This is a genomic window from Streptomyces sp. NBC_01471 (assembly GCF_041438865.1).
Classification (GTDB): Bacteria; Actinomycetota; Actinomycetes; order Streptomycetales; family Streptomycetaceae; genus Streptomyces.
The window spans coordinates 4516589-4533253 of the sequence record NZ_CP109450.1; the positions used below are offsets into that span (position 1 = coordinate 4516589).

The 16665-nt window shown below is 72.4% G+C and carries 14 protein-coding genes; 7 read left to right on the plus strand and 7 right to left on the minus strand.

Annotated features, from left to right (window positions below; all coding sequences use genetic code 11):
* The first annotated feature begins 8 nt into the window (after nt 1-8).
* Nucleotides 9-1349 carry a TfuA-like protein gene (locus OG285_RS20165; protein WP_371791771.1) on the plus strand — a complete coding sequence of 447 codons (1341 nt, stop codon included), beginning with the start codon at nt 9-11 and terminating at the stop codon, nt 1347-1349.
* Between the two features lie 4 nt (nt 1350-1353).
* Nucleotides 1354-2226 (plus strand): JmjC domain-containing protein, encoded by an 873-nt coding sequence (locus OG285_RS20170; protein WP_371791772.1) that lies wholly within the window; start codon nt 1354-1356, stop codon nt 2224-2226.
* A 102-nt stretch (nt 2227-2328) separates the two neighbouring features.
* On the opposite strand, the gene OG285_RS20175 is transcribed toward OG285_RS20170, so the two are convergent.
* Nucleotides 2329-2940 carry a TetR/AcrR family transcriptional regulator gene (locus OG285_RS20175; RefSeq protein WP_371791773.1) on the minus strand — a complete coding sequence of 204 codons (612 nt, stop codon included), beginning with the start codon at nt 2938-2940 and terminating at the stop codon, nt 2329-2331.
* Between the two features lie 149 nt (nt 2941-3089).
* Here OG285_RS20175 and OG285_RS20180 point away from each other — a divergent pair, with 149 nt between their 5' ends.
* Nucleotides 3090-4349 (plus strand): alpha/beta hydrolase family protein, encoded by a 1260-nt coding sequence (locus tag OG285_RS20180; protein WP_371791774.1) that lies wholly within the window; start codon nt 3090-3092, stop codon nt 4347-4349.
* On the opposite strand, the gene OG285_RS20185 is transcribed toward OG285_RS20180, so the two are convergent.
* Nucleotides 4350-5462, minus strand: a complete 1113-nt coding sequence (locus OG285_RS20185; protein ID WP_356828047.1) for a citrate synthase 2 — start codon at nt 5460-5462, stop codon at nt 4350-4352.
* Between the two features lie 204 nt (nt 5463-5666).
* On the opposite strand from OG285_RS20185, the gene pdxH reads away from it, so the two are divergent.
* Together pdxH and OG285_RS20195 are read left to right on the plus strand one after the other, a co-directional pair.
* Nucleotides 5667-6308: a pyridoxamine 5'-phosphate oxidase gene (gene pdxH / locus OG285_RS20190; protein WP_371793571.1), complete on the plus strand. Its 642-nt coding sequence runs from the start codon at nt 5667-5669 to the stop codon at nt 6306-6308.
* 421 nt (nt 6309-6729) lie between these two features.
* Nucleotides 6730-8325: a PAS domain-containing protein gene (locus tag OG285_RS20195; RefSeq protein WP_356828049.1), complete on the plus strand. Its 1596-nt coding sequence runs from the start codon at nt 6730-6732 to the stop codon at nt 8323-8325.
* A gap of 121 nt (nt 8326-8446) precedes the next feature.
* Here OG285_RS20195 and OG285_RS20200 read toward each other — a convergent pair whose 3' ends face one another.
* Both OG285_RS20200 and OG285_RS20205 read right to left on the minus strand, forming a co-directional pair.
* Entirely contained in the window at nt 8447-9826 is a 1380-nt protein-coding gene (locus OG285_RS20200) for a (2,3-dihydroxybenzoyl)adenylate synthase (RefSeq protein ID WP_371791775.1), read from the minus strand.
* Between the two features lie 159 nt (nt 9827-9985).
* Complete coding sequence (locus OG285_RS20205; protein WP_356828053.1) at nt 9986-10756, minus strand: SIS domain-containing protein; 771 nt, start codon at nt 10754-10756, stop codon at nt 9986-9988.
* A gap of 126 nt (nt 10757-10882) precedes the next feature.
* Between OG285_RS20205 and OG285_RS20210 the strand changes: the two genes are divergently transcribed.
* Together OG285_RS20210 and OG285_RS20215 are read left to right on the plus strand one after the other, a co-directional pair.
* Nucleotides 10883-11575 (plus strand): metal-dependent transcriptional regulator, encoded by a 693-nt coding sequence (locus OG285_RS20210; RefSeq protein WP_356828055.1) that lies wholly within the window; start codon nt 10883-10885, stop codon nt 11573-11575.
* Between the two features lie 758 nt (nt 11576-12333).
* A complete protein-coding gene (locus OG285_RS20215; protein ID WP_356828057.1) occupies nt 12334-13200 on the plus strand; it encodes an alpha/beta hydrolase in 867 nt (288 codons plus the stop codon).
* A gap of 109 nt (nt 13201-13309) precedes the next feature.
* On the opposite strand, the gene OG285_RS20220 is transcribed toward OG285_RS20215, so the two are convergent.
* From OG285_RS20220 to OG285_RS20230, 3 genes are all read right to left on the minus strand, one after another.
* Entirely contained in the window at nt 13310-14932 is a 1623-nt protein-coding gene (locus OG285_RS20220) for a transporter (protein ID WP_371791776.1), read from the minus strand.
* Nucleotides 14929-15705, minus strand: a complete 777-nt coding sequence (locus tag OG285_RS20225) for an ABC transporter ATP-binding protein (RefSeq protein ID WP_356828061.1) — start codon at nt 15703-15705, stop codon at nt 14929-14931. The genes OG285_RS20220 and OG285_RS20225 overlap by 4 nt, the downstream gene beginning before the upstream one ends.
* A 112-nt stretch (nt 15706-15817) precedes the next feature.
* Nucleotides 15818-16486, minus strand: a complete 669-nt coding sequence (locus tag OG285_RS20230; protein WP_356828063.1) for a bifunctional DNA primase/polymerase — start codon at nt 16484-16486, stop codon at nt 15818-15820.
* Nucleotides 16487-16665 lie beyond the last annotated feature (179 nt).

The window sequence follows — 16665 nt, forward strand, 5'->3', positions numbered from 1 at the left end:
GGCCGCCCGTGACCACGCGCTACCTGTTCCTCGGACCTTCGGCGCCCGGGTTCGTGCCACCGCCCGGAATCGTTCTCCGGCCGCCGGTCGCCGCCGGTGACCTGCTCGCCCTCCCGCTCGCCGCCGGCGACACCGTCGGTATCGTCGACGGCTACTTCCATCAGGTCCGTGCGGTGCCGCACAAGGAGATCCTCGCCGTGCTCGACCGCGGCGTCGCGGTGCTCGGCGCAGCCAGCACAGGTGCCCTGCGCGCCGCCGAACTCGACACCTTCGGGATGCGCGGAGTCGGGCAGATCTATCAGGACTACCGCTGCGGGCGACTCGACGCCGACGACGAGGTCGCCCTGCTGCACGGCCCGCCGGAAAGCGGCTACCGCGCGATGTCCGAGCCCCTCGTCAACATCCGCGCCGGTCTGGCGGCGGCGGTGCGGGAGGGCGCGTGCGCGCAGGAGACGGCCGACCGGGTCATCGCCGCGCTGCGGTCGGTCCCGTATGCGCTGCGCTCCTGTCAGCGGTTTCCCGAACTGGCCGGGGCGACCGGCCTCGACGCCGGGGAACTGGCCGCACTCGGCCGCCATTGCGCGCGCAACCGCCGCGACGTGAAACGCGCCGACGCGCTCGCCCTGGTCGAGGCGCTGCGTGCCGAAGGCCCGGGTGGCGGCCGTTCCGGCGAGCCGGTGCCGCGCACCGTGTTCCTGGCCGACTGGGAGGACCGGGCCCGGCGGCCGCCCGGCGAGCACGCCGACCATCCCGGCAGTCTGTCGGCGTTACGGGTGCTGCAACTGTTCTCGCCCGGATTTCCGGCACTCCGCCGCGACCGGGTCCTGGCGCTGCTGGCCCGTGAATGCGCCGAATCCTGTGGTCTGCCACCGGCCGGGGGCGACACCGCGATCGCCCACGGGGTGCATCGCGGGGTGTACCCGGATCCGGACGAGCACCCGGACGGCTTCGACTTCCTGCGCGCGTGGCTCACCGAGGACGAGGCGGTCTGCGGCGACCGGCAGCGCCAGCTGCGCCTGTTCCTGTCCCGCAGCTTCGAGACCGAACCCGGGACCGGTGGGGACGCGGTGTTCCTCGACGACCTGGAACCCACCGCCGAATTCGCCCGGGCGGCGCGCACAGCCGCCTCCTGCCACCGCTTCACCGACGAACTGTCCAGGAGCAGGCCGGAATTCACGGTGGACCGGATCTCGCCCGAGCGGATCGCCGAACTCCTCGTCCAGCAGTGGGGCGGTACCCGTGCCGATGCCGAATTCCACGCGCTCGACCGCGGGTTCGGCTCGTTCGCGGCCGCGATCGAAGCGGCCCGCCCGTACTACCCGCTGATCAAGCTCGCACCGAGGACCTGACGACATGGACGTGCTGCACCGCTTCACCGACGACACCGGCACCTTCCACGCCACTCTCGCGCGACGGAAGCCGACGGTGTTCCGCCCGGCGGACCCGCCGACCGAGCTGTTCCCGCTCGACGAGCTGGACCGCTGGCTCGACACGGGGCTGCTGCGGGTGCCGTACCTGCAACTGGTGACCGAGGACGGCGAGATCGAGCTGCCCCGGTTCTGTCCGCCACGCACGATCCTCAACCGGATCGAGCACGGTTACGTCGACGGTGCCGCGGTGCGGGAACTGCGGACCGAGGCGACCCTGCTGCTGCGCTACGTGGATCAGTGGCATCCCGGCATCCGCGCGTTCTGCGCGTCGATGCGCGAGCAGCTCGGCCGCCAGGTGGAGGCGTTCTACTTCGTCACGCCGCCCGGCACCCAGGGCCGGCCGGTGCACCGCGACGACGCCGACGTCCTCATCGTCCAGACCAGCGGGGCCAAGGACTGGCACCTGTACGGGGGCCCGGACAGCGACCGGTGGGCGCCCGGCACCGCCGACGTGGTCCACGAAGCCGAGTTCACCACCCGCCTCGACGCCGGCGAGGTCCTCTACGTTCCGCGCGGCCACGCGCACCGCGCCGTCGCCGCCGGTGGCAGCACCTCCGCCCACCTGTCGTTCACGGTGCGTGAGGCGGGCGGGCCCCATTTGCAGGCCGCCCTGGCCGATCTGCTGGCCACCCGGAGCGGTCCGCTGCGCCCGGTCGGCGAGCCCGAGCTGCTGGCCGCCGCCGACCGGATGCTCGCCGACGCCCGGTCGGCACTGGCCGAGCTGACACCCGAGGCGCTCGTCGACCGGGCCCGCGCCCGCATGAGGGCTGTCGGCCAGGTTCCGCGGCACGGGTAGCGGGCGGCCCCCACGGGGGATGGACCGCCGGCCACGGTCCGCACGCCACCGTGCGGGCCCCGGGCGCCCCACCCCCAACCCCTCGGACCGACGCCCGTACTCCTACCGCGGGCCGCCGAGGGTGTGGTCCACCAGGCCGTCGAGATCGTGGTCCACCTCGCGGTAGCCGAACATCGCCCGCAGGTACAGGGGGGCGAGGAAGCGGTCGAGCACGGTGGCGAGTTCGGGAGTGGCTTCTCCGCGGGCGGTCGCGCGGTCGAGCACCTGCTGAATGACCACGCCGCGGGCCGCGAGGAAGTCGGTGAGCTGGCGGTCCCGGCCCCGGCCGCCGTCCGGGTCCTGCCCGGCGGACTCATCGGTGCGCACCGCGAGGACCGTGCGCAGGAGTGCCAGCCCGCCCGGCCGCGAGAGGTCGTCCACGAGGGCGGTCGCCCAGGCCCGCAGGTCCTCGCGGAGGGACCCGGTGTCGGGGATCGGGGACTCTTCGTTGAGCTGCGCGACGGAGGCGGCGACATCGAGCACGAGGTTGTCGAGGGTTCCCCACCGCCGGTAGAGCGTCGCTTCGTGCACCCCTGCGCGTTCGGCCACGTCGCGGCCGGTGAAGCCGTCCCTGCCGTGTTCGGCGATCAGGCCGCGGACGGCCTCGTGCACCGCCCGTCCGGTGCGGGCCGTGCGCCCGCCGGGCCGTTTGCGGGGGGCTGGGTTCTGAGCCATGACACCACCGTACCGCAGCAAATGCGTGGCCACTTGCGTTAAGGATAGGGCCCCCTCTAGTGTCGCTATAGCGAGTGGACACGCATTAAGGAGTGCGCGGACACGGTGAAGCGTTCTGTTGAAGCGTTTTGAGCAGCGAGGAGCTCTCCATGAAGCAGCTGATGTTCCCCGACCACCCGACCTACTGGTTCGAGACGGTCCGTTCGATGAGCCACATCGCCTACGGAGGAGCCGACTTCGGCGAGGTGCTCGCCACCGCCGGACAGATCACCCCCGGCGACCCCGACAGCTGGCACGACGCCTGGCGGGCCACCGCCGACCGGATCTCCCGCGACGCCGAACGGGCCCTGGCGGGCAGCCACCGGGTCAGCGCCCGCGACGGCTTCCTGCGGGCGTGGAACTACTACCGGAACGCCGAGTTCTTCCTGCACGGCGATCCCCACGACCCGCGCATCCTCGACAACTACGACCGTGCGACAGGGGCGTTCGGCCAGTACACGGCCCTGGTCGGCCCGGACGTGCTGCGCCCGGTGCGGATCCCGTTCGACCGGGCCGAACTGCCCGGCTACTTCTACCCCAGCCCGCTGCCCGGCCGCCGCCCGCTCCTGCTGATGCACAGCGGCTTCGACGGCAGCGCCGAGGAACTGCACGTCCAGGGCGCGCTCGCCGCACAGGAACGCGGCTACCACGTGCTGACCTTCGACGGTCCGGGCCAGCCCGGCACCCGCCACCGCCACGGCCTGCTGTTCCGGCCCGACTGGGAGGTGGTCGTGGGCGCGGTCATCGACTGGGCGCTGACCCTCGCGGACGTCGACCCGCACCGCATCGCGCTGCTCGGAGTGAGCCTCGGCGGACAACTGTGCCTGCGCGCCGCCGCGTTCGAGCCGCGTCTGGCCGCCGTGATCGCGGTCGACGGCATCTACGACTTCGGCGCCGCGATCACCGCACCGCTCGGCGAGGACGGCGGAGACGGACCGGACATCGCCGAAGCCGGGCTGCGGGCGGACTCCGCCCCGCACATCGACGCCGCACTGGAGCAGGCCGCCGAGGACAGCGACACCGCACGCTGGGCGCTCGCCCACGGCCGGTACGTCATGGGCGGCGCCACCCCCCGCGAGTTCCTCGCCCGCACCCTCGACTACCACCTGCGCGACGGCATCGCCGAGGCCATCACCTGCCCGGTGCTGGTCTGCGAGGCCGAGAACGACCTCTTCTTCGCCGGACAGCCCGAGCAGGTCCTCGCGCACCTGACCACCGGGGACAAGACCCTGATGGTGTTCACCGAAGCGGAGGGCGCCGACGCGCACTGCCACGCCGGCGCCCAGCGACACGCCGTCGCCCGCATTCACGAGTGGCTCGACGAGCGGGTCCACCCCGAGCGCGAGGGCGCCGTCACGTCCAACCCGTGATCAGCCCCTGATGCTGTCGAACCCCTCGATCTGGCGGGGATCGCGCGTCCCCGGCCCCACGTAGGTCGCCGACGGACGCACCAGCCGCCCCGTGCGCTTCTGCTCCAGGATGTGCGCGCTCCAGCCCGCCGTGCGGGCGCACGTGAACATCGACGTGAACATGTGCGCCGGAACCTCCGCGAAGTCCAGCACGATCGCCGCCCAGAACTCCACGTTCGTGGCCAGCACCCGGTCGGGGCGCCTGGCGTGCAGCTCTTCCAGGGCCGCCTTCTCCAGCGCCTCGGCCACCTCGAAGCGCGGTGCGGCCAGCTCCCTGGCCGTACGGCGCAGGACCCGGGCCCGCGGATCCTCGGCACGGTAGACGCGGTGGCCGAAGCCCATCAGCCGCTCGCCCTGGTCCAGCGCCCGCTTCACGTACGCCGTCGCGTCGCCCGTCCGCTCGATCTCCTCGATCATGCCGAGGACCCGCGACGGCGCACCGCCGTGCAGCGGGCCGGACATCGCACCCACCGCGCCCGAGAGCGCGGCCGCGACGTCCGCGCCGGTCGACGCGATGACGCGGGCGGTGAACGTGGAGGCGTTCATGCCGTGTTCGGCCGCCGACGTCCAGTACGCGTCAACCGCCTTGACGTGCTTGGGGTCCGGCTCACCGCGCCAGCGGACCATGAAGCGCTCGACGACCGAATCCGCCTTGTCGATCTCGCTCTGCGGAACCATCGGGCTGCCCTGGCCGCGCGCCGACTGGGCGACGTACGAGAGTGCCATCACCGCGGCGCGCGCCAGATCGTCGCGGGCGGTGCGCTCATCGATGTCCAGCAGCGGTTTCAGACCCCAGACGGGCGCGAGCATCGCCAGCGCGGACTGCACGTCGACCCGGACGTCACCGGAGTGCACCGGGATGGGGAACGGCTCGGCGGGCGGCAGCCCGGGATTGAACGCCCCGTCGACCAGCAGACCCCAGACGTTCCCGAAGGACACCTGACCGACCAGATCCTCGATGTCGACGCCGCGGTACCGCAGCGCGCCGCCCTCCTTGTCCGGTTCGGCGATCTCGGTCTCGAATGCGACGACTCCTTCGAGTCCGGGTACGAAAGCGGCAGCGGCGTCGGACATCAGGCGGCTCCTCGTGATGCGTTCGGGCTACGGGTTCGGCGGGCGGGGTCCGGCTTCCGGCTCGGTTCACACGCCGGCTGATCCGTCCGCGTGCGGGGGGACGAGTCTGACGGCTCCCGCCGGTGCGGGGAAGCGTGACATCCAGCACACGTGCCGTTGCGGCAAGATGGGCCCGTGCCGAACCCTGATCTGAATCCAGCCGTGATGCGCGAGCAGTACCGCTCCTCCGTCCTCGCGGACGCAGACCTCGCCGCCGCCCCGATGGACCAGTTCGCCCGCTGGTTCGCCGAAGCCGTCGCGGGCGGCCTGCACGAACCGAACGCGATGGTCGTCTCGACCGCGACCCCCCAGGGCAGCCCCTCCGTCCGTACGGTGCTGCTCAAGCACTTCGACGCGGACGGATTCGTCTTCTTCACCAACCACGGCTCCCGCAAGGGCCGTGAAATGGCCGCCAACCCGCAGGTCTCGCTGCTCTTCCCGTGGCACCGGATCTCCCGCCAGATCATCGTCACGGGCACGGCGGCCCGTGTCGCCCGCGAGGAGACGGTGGCGTACTTCCGCACCCGCCCGCACGGCTCGCAGCTCGGCGCGTGGGCGAGCGCCCAGTCGTCGGTGATCGCCTCACGCGAGGAACTCACCAGCCATTACGAAGAGGTGGCGGCCCGTTACCCGGAGGGCACCGAGGTCCCGGTACCGGAGGACTGGGGCGGTTTCCGGGTGACCCCCGGCACGGTGGAATTCTGGCAGGGCCACGCGAACCGGCTGCACGACCGGCTGCGGTACGTACGCGCGGAGACGGATGCGGAGACGGATTCCGGGTGGCGTGTGGAGCGGCTCTGCCCGTGAGGCCAGCGAGGCGTGTGAGGCGTGTGAGGGAGGGGTGCGCGCCCGGCGGTCCCCGCACGTGAACGCAGAAACCCGCGGGCTCTGGTCCCTCCTTGCGGAGGAGCCGGCCGGACTTACCGGCGAGCCCGCGGGTCGGTGACTGCTTGGGATTTCGGCCGGCGGTCTGCCGGCACTGCACAGAGTGCGACGACGGGCCGTCAGCCCGCAGCCACCTCGCAAGTCCGAGAAGAAATCACTTCCGGAACACCTCCCTTCTAGCGTGCGGCCTACGTTAGGCACGGCGTCGGCCGCTCTCAACCGATTTATTGAGTGCGCACATTTTTCGGCGAACGGAGTGTGGGCTCCATCACGTTCGCGTTGAATGATCCGACGTGCGGTACATGCAGTACATGCGGCGGACGCGTCCTGTTGGGGGTGCCGGATGAGTGGTTCCCGGATCGAGGCAGCCAGTGCGCTGGGCCCCGATGAGCCCGAGCCCGGCGGGAAGTCGGGGGCGGGAGGGAGTCCCGGTCCCGGTGTTCCGCCCGTTCCCGGTGGCGCGGGCGGTTCCGGTGCCCCGGACGGTCCGGGCTCCGATCTGCTGGCGGCGCTGCTGGACGGGATGGATGCCGCGCTCTGCGCGTTCGACGCCGACGCGGTGATCACGCACTGGAACCGCGAGGCGGAGCGCATCCTCGGCTGGTCCGCCGCCGAGGCCGTCGGCCGTACCGGCTTCGCGGGCTGGGCGGTGCGGTCCGCCGACGCCGACGAGGTGCAGGCCCGGCTGATGGCGGCGATGCGCGCCCCCGGCCGTCAGGTCCACGAGTTCGCGCTGCTGCGCAAGGACGGCGGGCGGGTGCTCGTACGGACGCAGTCCTCCGGGGTGCGCGGCCCGGACGGCACACCGGCCGGGGTGTACTGCGCCTTCAGCGAGGTCCACGCGCAGATCGATCTGGAACGGGCGATCGCGCTCAGCGAGGCCATGTTCGACGACGCCTCCTGGGGGGTCGTCCTGGTCGACGTCGATCTGCGGCCGACCGTCGTCAACGCCCATGCCGCGCGGGCGCTCTCGACGGGGCGCACGACGATGCTCGGGCGCCCGCTGGGCGACCTGATCGTGCAGGGCGTCGAGGAACTGGAGGGCGCGCTCCAGCACGTACTCGCCGAGGGGGCGCTCCCCGCTCCGGCCGAGATGTGGGTGACGCTGCGGACCGCCGAGGGCGAGCGGCGGCGCTGCTGGCGCAGCGGGTTCGTGCGGCTGGCCTCGCCGCTCGCGGAGGAGCCTGTTCCGCTCGGGGTCGGCTGGCTGTTCCGTGACATCACCGCCGCCCGGGAGGCCGAGCAGGAGGCGAGCCGGCTCCGCTTCCGCGGCAACCAGCTGCACCGTGCGTCGCGGGCGGCCGCCGAGTGCGAGGACCCGATGGAGGCGGCGACGTCGTATCTGGACTTCGCGCTGGCCGGGTTCGCCGACCATGCGCTGATCGACATGTCCGCCGACGCGCCCGCCCTGCCCTCCGCCCCCCACTCCGCGGAGGAGGCACCCGTCCGGCTCGTCCGGGTGGCCGAGACACCGTCCGGCGGCGCGTCCGGACCGTGCCTGCCGGTGGCGGGCGCCGCCCTGCCGGTGCGCTACCGGGCCGGCCATCCGGCGCTCCAGGCGGTGGCCAGGGCCGGTGCGGTACGGACCAGCGCGGCGGCCGCGCCCCGGTCGGCGCCCGCGGCGACGGCGGGAACGGCCAGGGACGCGGCGGAGGCGTGGGCGGCCGGGCGCCAGTGGCCGCCGGGCACCGTGCACGCGCTGTGCACGGTGCTGCGGAGCAGGGGGAGGACGCTGGGGGTCGTGACCTTCCTGCGCGGGGCGAGCCGCCTCGCCTTCGAACGGCCCGACGCGGTGTACGCGGAGAGCGTCGCCGTACGGGTGGCCTCCGCCATCGACCTGGCGCGGACGCTCGCGGGTCCGGGAGGGGACCCGGGACAACTGCCCCGGCCCGGCGAGGACCGGACGCGGGCCGACGAAGATCGGCCGGACAGGGCTTAGCCCGCCACCTCGCCGCATACGGTCACCCGCAGCACATTGGACGCGGCCGGCGCCGGACCGCCGCGGTTGCCGCAGCTCCGGCTCAGGGACCGGTCGATCCATGGGCGCCGGTGGCGGCGGTCTAAGCGGTGCGCCCCTGGACGACGAGGTTGCCGTGCGCGTCCAGCCGGGCCAGGTCGCCGGTGCGGTGGAAACCGTCGGAAGTGAAGGCGCGGGCGTTGCGGGCGTCAGCCTTGTAGTAGCCGCGCACGGTGCTGGGGCCGCGGGCCAGCAGCTCCCCGGTCTGTCCGGCGGGCGCGTCGATACGGATCTCGTCGGCGGGTGACACGGGCCTGCCCTGTGTACCCAGGACGGTCTCCGCCGCGTCGTCGAGCCGGGTGGCGGACAGGAACCCCTCTGCTCTGCCGAACACCTGCTGCATCCGGCAGCCGAACGCGGCGGCCAGGCGTTCCGCCGTCGCCCGGTGCGGAGGTGCGCCTCCTCCGATCTGCATCACCCGCAGACTCGACAGATCCTCCGTGGCGGCGGGCAGGGCGTCCAGCCACTGTGCCGCGATGTCCGGTACCACGGAGGTGAACGTCACGCGTTCGCTCCCGATGGCACGGAAGACCTCAGCGGGCTCCGGGCTCTCGATCAGGACCACGGTCCCTCCGGCAGCGAGCGTGCCGACGATTCCGGGGCAGCCGAAGGCGAAGTTGGACTCCGCAGGCAGGGCCGCCAGATACACGTCCTCCTGGGTGAGCCCGAGGACTTCGCCGCCGGCGCGGGCCTGGTACGCGTAGTCGTCATGGGTACGCGGGATCAGCTCGGGCAGCGCGGCTGTCCCGCCGGACACCAGGAAGAAGGCCACCGAACCGGCGTCGAGCGGCGGGTCGGGCTCGGGCGGGGAGTCGAGGGAGCTCAGCGGGAAGAACAGGCAGCCTTCCGACGTCACGGAGAATCCGCCGGCCTGCGCACCGGCCCCGGACCAGGTGAAGACGCGCCGCAGGAAGGGGAATTCGACCGAGATCCGGGAAGCCATCCCGGTGTGGTCGAAACCGCGGTAGGACACGGGGCCGACATAGCCGGCGGCCCCGGTCGTCCGGACGAGACGGCCGATCTCGGCAGCACGGTGAGCGACGGGGGCGAACACCGGAATCGCCCCGGTGCGCAAGAGCGCGAACACCGTGACGACGAACTCGGGCACGTTCGGCAGTTGCACCACCACCCGGTCGCCCGGCCGGATGCCGCGCAGCCGGAGACCGGCGGCCATGCGGTCCGCCCGCCGGTTCAGGTTCGCGTACGTCATGCGGGTGCCGCCGTGCACCAGGGCGGTCCGTGTGCTGTGTTCACGCGCCCATTGCCGCAGCAGATCGCTGAGAGTGCGGCCCTGCCAGTACCCGGCCCGCCGGTAGTGTGCCGCTTCCTCGTCGGGCCAGGGGGTGAAGCCGTCGAGCATGCTGCTGTCCCCCAGTGCGGTGGCCTGCCCTGCGCCGGTCTGCCCTTCGCCGGTCTGCTCCATCGTCAGTCGGCCTGGCCCGTCGCCGGTCCCGGCAAGAACCTAGGGCCGGACCGCCGCGCACTCAATGAGAGTTCCTGTTGATATGTGCTCAGCCCGGCTGGACGAAAGCACAGGTGTGGCCCGTCGTGATCTCGCGCCGTGGTGTGCGGGCCGTCGCCCTCAGTGCTGGTAGAAGATCCGGTCGCCGTACTCCGTCATCACGCGTCGGTTCCACTCGTGCCCGCCGTCGACGTTGCCCGAGCGCAGCAGCGGGGGCTCGATGCCGCGGCGGGCCAGCTCGCCTGCCGCCGACGCCATCATCGCCTGCATCAGCGCGCTGGTGACGACGGTCGACGCGGGGGCGAAGGGGGCCTCGACGCCCTCGGCGGTCAGCTCCGCGTCGCCCACCGCGATCCGGCTGTCCAGCACGATGTCGCAGTGATCCTTGAGGTACGTACCGGAGGAGTGCCGCGAGGTCGTCTCCTTCGTGTACGCGACCGACGTCACACCGATGACCTTCAGGCCCAGGGCGCGGGCGCTCATCGCCATCTCCACGGGGAGCGCGTTGCGCCCGGAGAGCGAGATGATCACCAGGACGTCGCCGGCCGCTGCCGGACTGGAGTCGAGCACGGCGCTCGCGAGACCGTCGACCCGCTCCAGGGCCGAGCCGAGTGTGGCCGGTCTGACGTCGACGCCGAGCGTGCCGGGGACGCCGAGCAGGTTCATCAGCGCGAGGCCGCCCGCGCGGTAGACCACGTCCTGGGCGGCGAGCGAGGAGTGGCCCGCGCCGAAGGCGAAGAGACGGCCGCCGGCCTGCACGGTGTCGGCCATCGCCGAACCGGCCGCCGTCACGTTCTGTGACTCCTCGTCCCGTATCCGGCGCAGCAGGCCGATCGCGGCGTCGAAGAACTCGCCGGCAAGGCCGCTGCTCCCGCTGTTCTCGCTGCTCATGCGCCTCACGGTGCGGTCCGTACCAGGGCAGTGTCAATACCGCCCACGTCCTGCGCGGGCCGGTTGTCGGAGGTATGCGTCAGAATTGGGTGAGGGCCATAGCGGTAGCGGAACATAGGGGCACGTATGAGTGGGCTGATCGACACTACGGAGATGTACCTCCGCACCATCCTTGAGCTGGAGGAGGAAGGTGTGGTTCCGATGCGCGCCCGCATCGCGGAGCGGCTCGACCAGAGCGGCCCGACGGTCAGCCAGACCGTGGCGCGCATGGAGCGTGACGGCCTGGTGGCCGTCGCGAGCGACCGGCATCTGGAGCTGACGGAGGAGGGCCGCAGGCTGGCGACGCGCGTCATGCGCAAGCACCGGCTTGCCGAGTGCCTCCTCGTTGACGTGATCGGCCTGGAGTGGGAGCAGGTGCATGCCGAGGCGTGCCGCTGGGAGCACGTGATGAGCGAGGCGGTGGAGAAGCGGGTGCTCGAACTGCTGCGTCACCCCACGGAGTCGCCGTACGGCAATCCGATCCCGGGCCTGGAGGAGCTGGGCGAGAAGGCCGAGGCGGATCCCTTCCTCGACGCGGGCATGCTGAGCCTGGCGGACCTGGATCCGGGCGCCGACGGGAAGAACGTGGTGGTGCGCCGGATCGGCGAGCCCATCCAGACCGACGCCCAGCTGATGTACACGCTGCGTCGTGCGGGCGTACAGCCCGGCTCGGTGGTGAGTGTGACGGAGTCGGCCGGAGGGGTCCTGGTGGGCAGCGGCGGCGAGGCCGCCGAGCTCAACCCCGAGGTGGCTTCACACGTCTTTGTCGCCAAGCAGTAGCCAGAGCGGCAGCAGGAGCGATAGCAGTAGAGCAGGGTCCGTCCGGTGCCGGGCGGGCGGTGGTGGTCGGCCCGCGCAATGGTGCGGGAACCGCCCCGGCCGCCCGCAAGCCGTGCGAGGCTGGGCGCCTATGACCTGACGACGGCGCCGGTCCGGATCGCGATGTCACTCGATGCGGCCCGATGCGGCTCGTCCGGCAGGGAGGGAGCAGGTGCATGCGTCCGTCGCGGTCTCGTCCGCCGTTGTCCCATCTGTCGCGGTCTCATCTGTCGCGGCCTCGACTCTCGTGGTGCCATCCGTCGCGGCCTCGTCCTGCCCGGGCTCGCCTGCCATGGGATCGGCTGTCATGGGCTCACTTGTCAGGGGACCGGCTGTCCCGGACCAGCCGGTCCCCGGACGGAGAGGGCCCCGGCGCTCAGGAGCGCCGGGGCCTGACCTCCCCCGCACCGACCTGGAGCCCCGAGCTCTCAAGGTCGGTCTGGCCGGACCCTCATCCCCGAGTGGTCCGCCCCCCGCACGAAATCTCCCCCGGGCAGCAACCCTCAATCCTTGGTGGTTGTCACTCGAAGGTGGGGTGTAGAGGAAGGGAACCGCATTTTCGAATGCGAGTTCGATAGCCTGTGACGCGACACCGGCTCCATCACCGAAGCAGCCACTGAACCATCGAGCAGTTACCGAACCAGCTCGGAACCAGCCTGAGCGGCCCAGCCGCAGGTGAGGGACCGACCACCCGGGGAATGAAGGGGGTGCCAGAACACATGGTGCAGCGCATCGACGTGACCGGGCCCGACGGCATACGCCTTGCTGCCTGGGAGTTCGCCGACCCGCCCAAGGAGGCCGACGGGGACGCCGAGCGCACTCCCGGGGTCTTACTGCTGCACGGGCTGATGGGCCGGGCCTCGCACTGGGCCTCCACCGCCCGCTGGCTCTCCGAGCGCCACCGCGCGGTCGCCCTCGACCAGCGGGGCCACGGCCGCAGCGACAAGCCTGCCGACGGCCCGTACACCCGGGACGCCTATGTGGCCGACGCGGAGGCCGCGATCGTCCAGCTGGGGCTCGCTCCCGTCACCCTGATCGGCCACTCGATGGGCGCCCTCACCGCCTGGCAGCTCGCGGCCAAACGGCCGGACCTGGTCCGGGCCGTGATCATCTGCGACATGCGGGCCTCCGCCCTGGGGATCGCCTCGCAGCGCGAGTGGGAGGACTGGTTCACGTCCTGGCCCGTCCCCTTCGCGACGCTCGCCGACGTACGGAAGTGGTTCGGCGAGGACGACCCGTGGGTGGAGCGCCCCAATCCGTCCCGCGGTGAGTTCTTCGCCGAGGTGATGGCGGAGAGCGCCGACGGCTGGCGGCCGGTCTTCTCCCGCCGCCAGATGCTGAAGTCCCGCGAGACCTGGGTCTTCGACGCGCACTGGGAGGAGCTGGCCCAGGTGCAGTGCCCGGCGCTGGTGGTCCGCGGTCTGGACGGCGAGCTGGGCCGGGCGGAGTCCCAGGAGATGGTCCGGGTGCTGCCCCGCGGTGAGTACGCGGAAGTGTCCGACGCGGCCCACCTGGTCCACTACGACCAGCCCGAGGCGTGGCGCGCGGCGATAGAGCCGTTCCTCGACGCCGTGGTCGCGCAGTAGGCCGCAGCCGGGGTCGGGCAGCGGAGGTCGGGCGGCGCGGGTCGGGCAGCGGGGACCGCCGGGCGGGCCGGGCAGGCACCCGGCCCGTCCGGCGGTCCCTCGCGCCCGTTCACCCCTTGCTGACCGCCAGGAGGATCTCCGGCAGCCGGCCTGCCGCCTGCGGTGCGGCCGCCCGCAGGCCGGCCCAGGCCGTCGCCGTCCCGTACACCGCGCCCAGCGGCAGCAGGATCCACAGATACGGCTCATGGCCCGTGACGTGCAGCGCGATCAGCAGGGCGATCACCGGTGAGCAGAGCAGGGCCGCCGAGACCATGCCGCCGAAGATGGAGATCCAGGCGAGTCCCGCCTGACCCGGGGCGACGTTCTTGTGGGCGTTGTCCTGCGGGATCGAGTACGGGAAGCGGGCCGAGGTCACGGCGCCCGTCCCCAGCATCGCGCCGAGCAGGGCGAACGCCAGCCCCATCGCCTCGGGCAGCGCGCCCCAGTCGCCGAGCAGCCCGGCCGTGACCACCGTGACCAGCGCGGTGTACGGGACGGTGACCAGGGCGAGTGCCAGGGCGCGCGACCGCAGTTCGGCGAAGGCGTCCCGGGGCGACGAGATGGTCTGCGCGACCATCCAGAACGCCGAGGTGTCCTGGCCGAACTGGTTGTACATCTGGATGCCGAGCATCCCCGCGGCGAAGCACGAGAAGTAGATGGAACCGCTGCCCTGCACCGCGTTGAGCAGCGGCACGATCAGCCCGATCGCGAGCGAGGCGATCCATGCGGCCTTGGTCTTCGGGTCACGCCAGATGTAGCGCAGGGTGCGGAGCATCACCGTGCCCGTACGCCCCTCGGGCAGCAGCCGCGAGAGGCCCCCCGCCGACTCCTTGCGGCTCGGCCCGGCCGCCGCGAGCGTCGAGCCGTCCGGCGAGGTCATCAGCCGGACCAGGGTGCGCCGCCAGGCGCGGAGCATGATCACCAGGAAGGCCGCGGCGATGGCGAGTTGGGCCGCGGCCTCGCCGTACGAGCCGCTGCTCGCCGAGTCGACCGCGCCGATCGCGGAGCCCGGCGGCAGCCACCGCACCACGTCCCCGGCCGGGTCGAGCGCGGAGAGACCGCCCGCCCTGCCGAGCCGCTGGGCGCCGAAGTTGACCGCCTGGATGCCGATCGCGATCACCAGACCGCTCAGTACGGCGAGATCGCGGCCCTTGCGCGAGGTGAGCAGCCGGACGTTGGCGGCGGCCACCGCCCGCGCCAGCGCCACACAGATCAGCACGGTGAGCGGAACGGCGATGACGGCGGCCACCGCGGCCGCCGCGTTCGTCGCCACCGCGAAGGCCGAGCCGACCGCCAGACAGAGGGTGAACAGCGGTCCGATGCCCACCAGCGAGGCGGCGAGCAGGGCCCGTACGAGCGGTTCGGGGCGCAGCGGCAGCATCACCAGACGGCTCGGGTCCAGCGTCTCGTCCCCGCTGGGGAAGAACAGCGGCATCGCCGCCCACCCCACCGCGAGGACGAGCGTGAGGATGACGGTCAGGGTGCCCGCGTGCGCGTGGCCGTGCAGCAGCACCAGGCCGAGGAGCAGCAGCGCCGCGAAGAACAGGGCGCCGGCGACCGACGCGATGTACGCGGCCCTGCGGCCCGACGACTGGCGCAGGCCGTTGCGCAGCAGGGAGAGCTTCAGCCGGATGAAGACGGCGGTGAGGGAGGGGGCGGGCAGCCGGGTGTCCGGGGCGGTGTCGGCGGTCATCGCGGGCCCCCGCCGAGCCATTCGAGGCTGTCCCCGGCGTTCCGGTCGTGCGCTCCGACCAGTTCGAGGAAGGCCTCCTGGAGGGAGGGCGCGGTCCCGCGTACCTCGGCGAGCGGGCCCTGCGCGCGGATCCGGCCGCCCGCCATCACCGCCACCCAGTCGCAGAGCGACTCGACCAGCTCCATCACATGGCTGGAGAAGACGACCGTCGCGCCGGAGCGGGTGTAGCGCTCCAGCACACCGCGGATCGTCTGCGCGGACACCGGGTCGACGCCCTCGAACGGCTCGTCCAGGAAGAGCACTTCGGGGTTGTGCAGCAGTGCGGCGGCCAGCCCGATCTTCTTGCGCATCCCGGTCGAGTAGTCGACCACGAGCTTGTGCTGAGCGCCCGCCAGGTCGAGTACGTCCAGGAGCTGGGTGGCCCGTTTGTCGACCTCGGCGCCGGGCAGCCCGCGCAGCCGTCCGCTGTACGCGAGGAGTTCACGCCCCGAAAGACGTTCGAACAGCCGCAGCCCCTCGGGGAGTACGCCGATCCGGGACTTGACCGCGACGGGGTCCTGCCAGACGTCGTGGCCCGCCACTTCGACGGTGCCCTGGTCGGGCCTGAGGAGGCCCGTCACCATGGAGAGGGTGGTGGTCTTGCCCGCGCCGTTGGGGCCGACGAGACCGATGAACTGGCCCGCGGGCAGGTCGAGGTCGATCCCGGCGACCGCGATCTGCTCCCCGAACCGCTTCCACAGTCCCTTTACCCTTACGGCTGCCTGGTCCGGCATGGTGCAGCGCCTTTCGGAGTCCCAGCTCTTGCGCCCACCCTACGGTCGGTGGCCGCCGGGCCGGGCTCCGCGGCAGGACCCGGGGCCGGGCCGGAGAGGTCTGAACCGCTGCCTACCGGCGGCCGACCCGCGTCTCCTGGCCGCAGGCGTACGCGAGGGGGCCGGTCAGCTCGTCCGCGTCGGGCAGCCAGCGGTTGACGGCCGTCGGCCGCCGCGCCCACTGCACGGCCCCGGCGGCCCCGACCCGGGTGGGCGGCGCCGCGACGTAGTCGCCCTCGCCATGGACCGCCAGGTCGATCGTGGACGGCGTCCACCCCAGCCGCCGTACCAGGTCGGGCACTTTGGCCCCGGCGCCCGGCAGGACGAAGAAGAGCATGCGGCGGTCGGGGGTGCGGGTCACCGGGCCGAGTGTGACCTCCATCCGCTCCATCCTGGCCAGCGCGAGGAAGCCCGCGGTCTCGGGTACGTCGATGGCGTCGAAGGTCCGCCCGGTCGGCAGCAGGATCGAGGCCCGCGGCTGCCCGGTCCACAGGGCGCGGGCGGCTGTGGCGCTGCCGGTGGCCTCGGCCGCCCAGCCGGGGCGCGTGGGGTGTGCGCCGGGCGCGGAGCACGCCATGTCCCCGCAGGAGCAGCGCTCGACGCCGTCCACCGCCTCCAGCCAGGTGCCGGGGAGCACGTCCCAGTGCCGTTCCTCCGCGTACCGTACGGCGCTGTCCAGCAGCAGTTCTGTGCGCTGCTTGGGGATCTGTGCGGCTTGCGTGCCCGTGGTGGTCTCTTTCACGAACAGCTCAACTCCCGCCGTCACCTGGGGTTACGGGGTCAACAGGCCGGGGAGAGAGGCGGCTTGACGGCATATGGGGCGCATGGAGGCATGGGCGGGGGCGCGCAGGCGAATGCACCCCCTGGAGCGGGTATCCCTCAGCGGGATGCAAGGAGAATGCCGGGATTACTCCTCTCTTT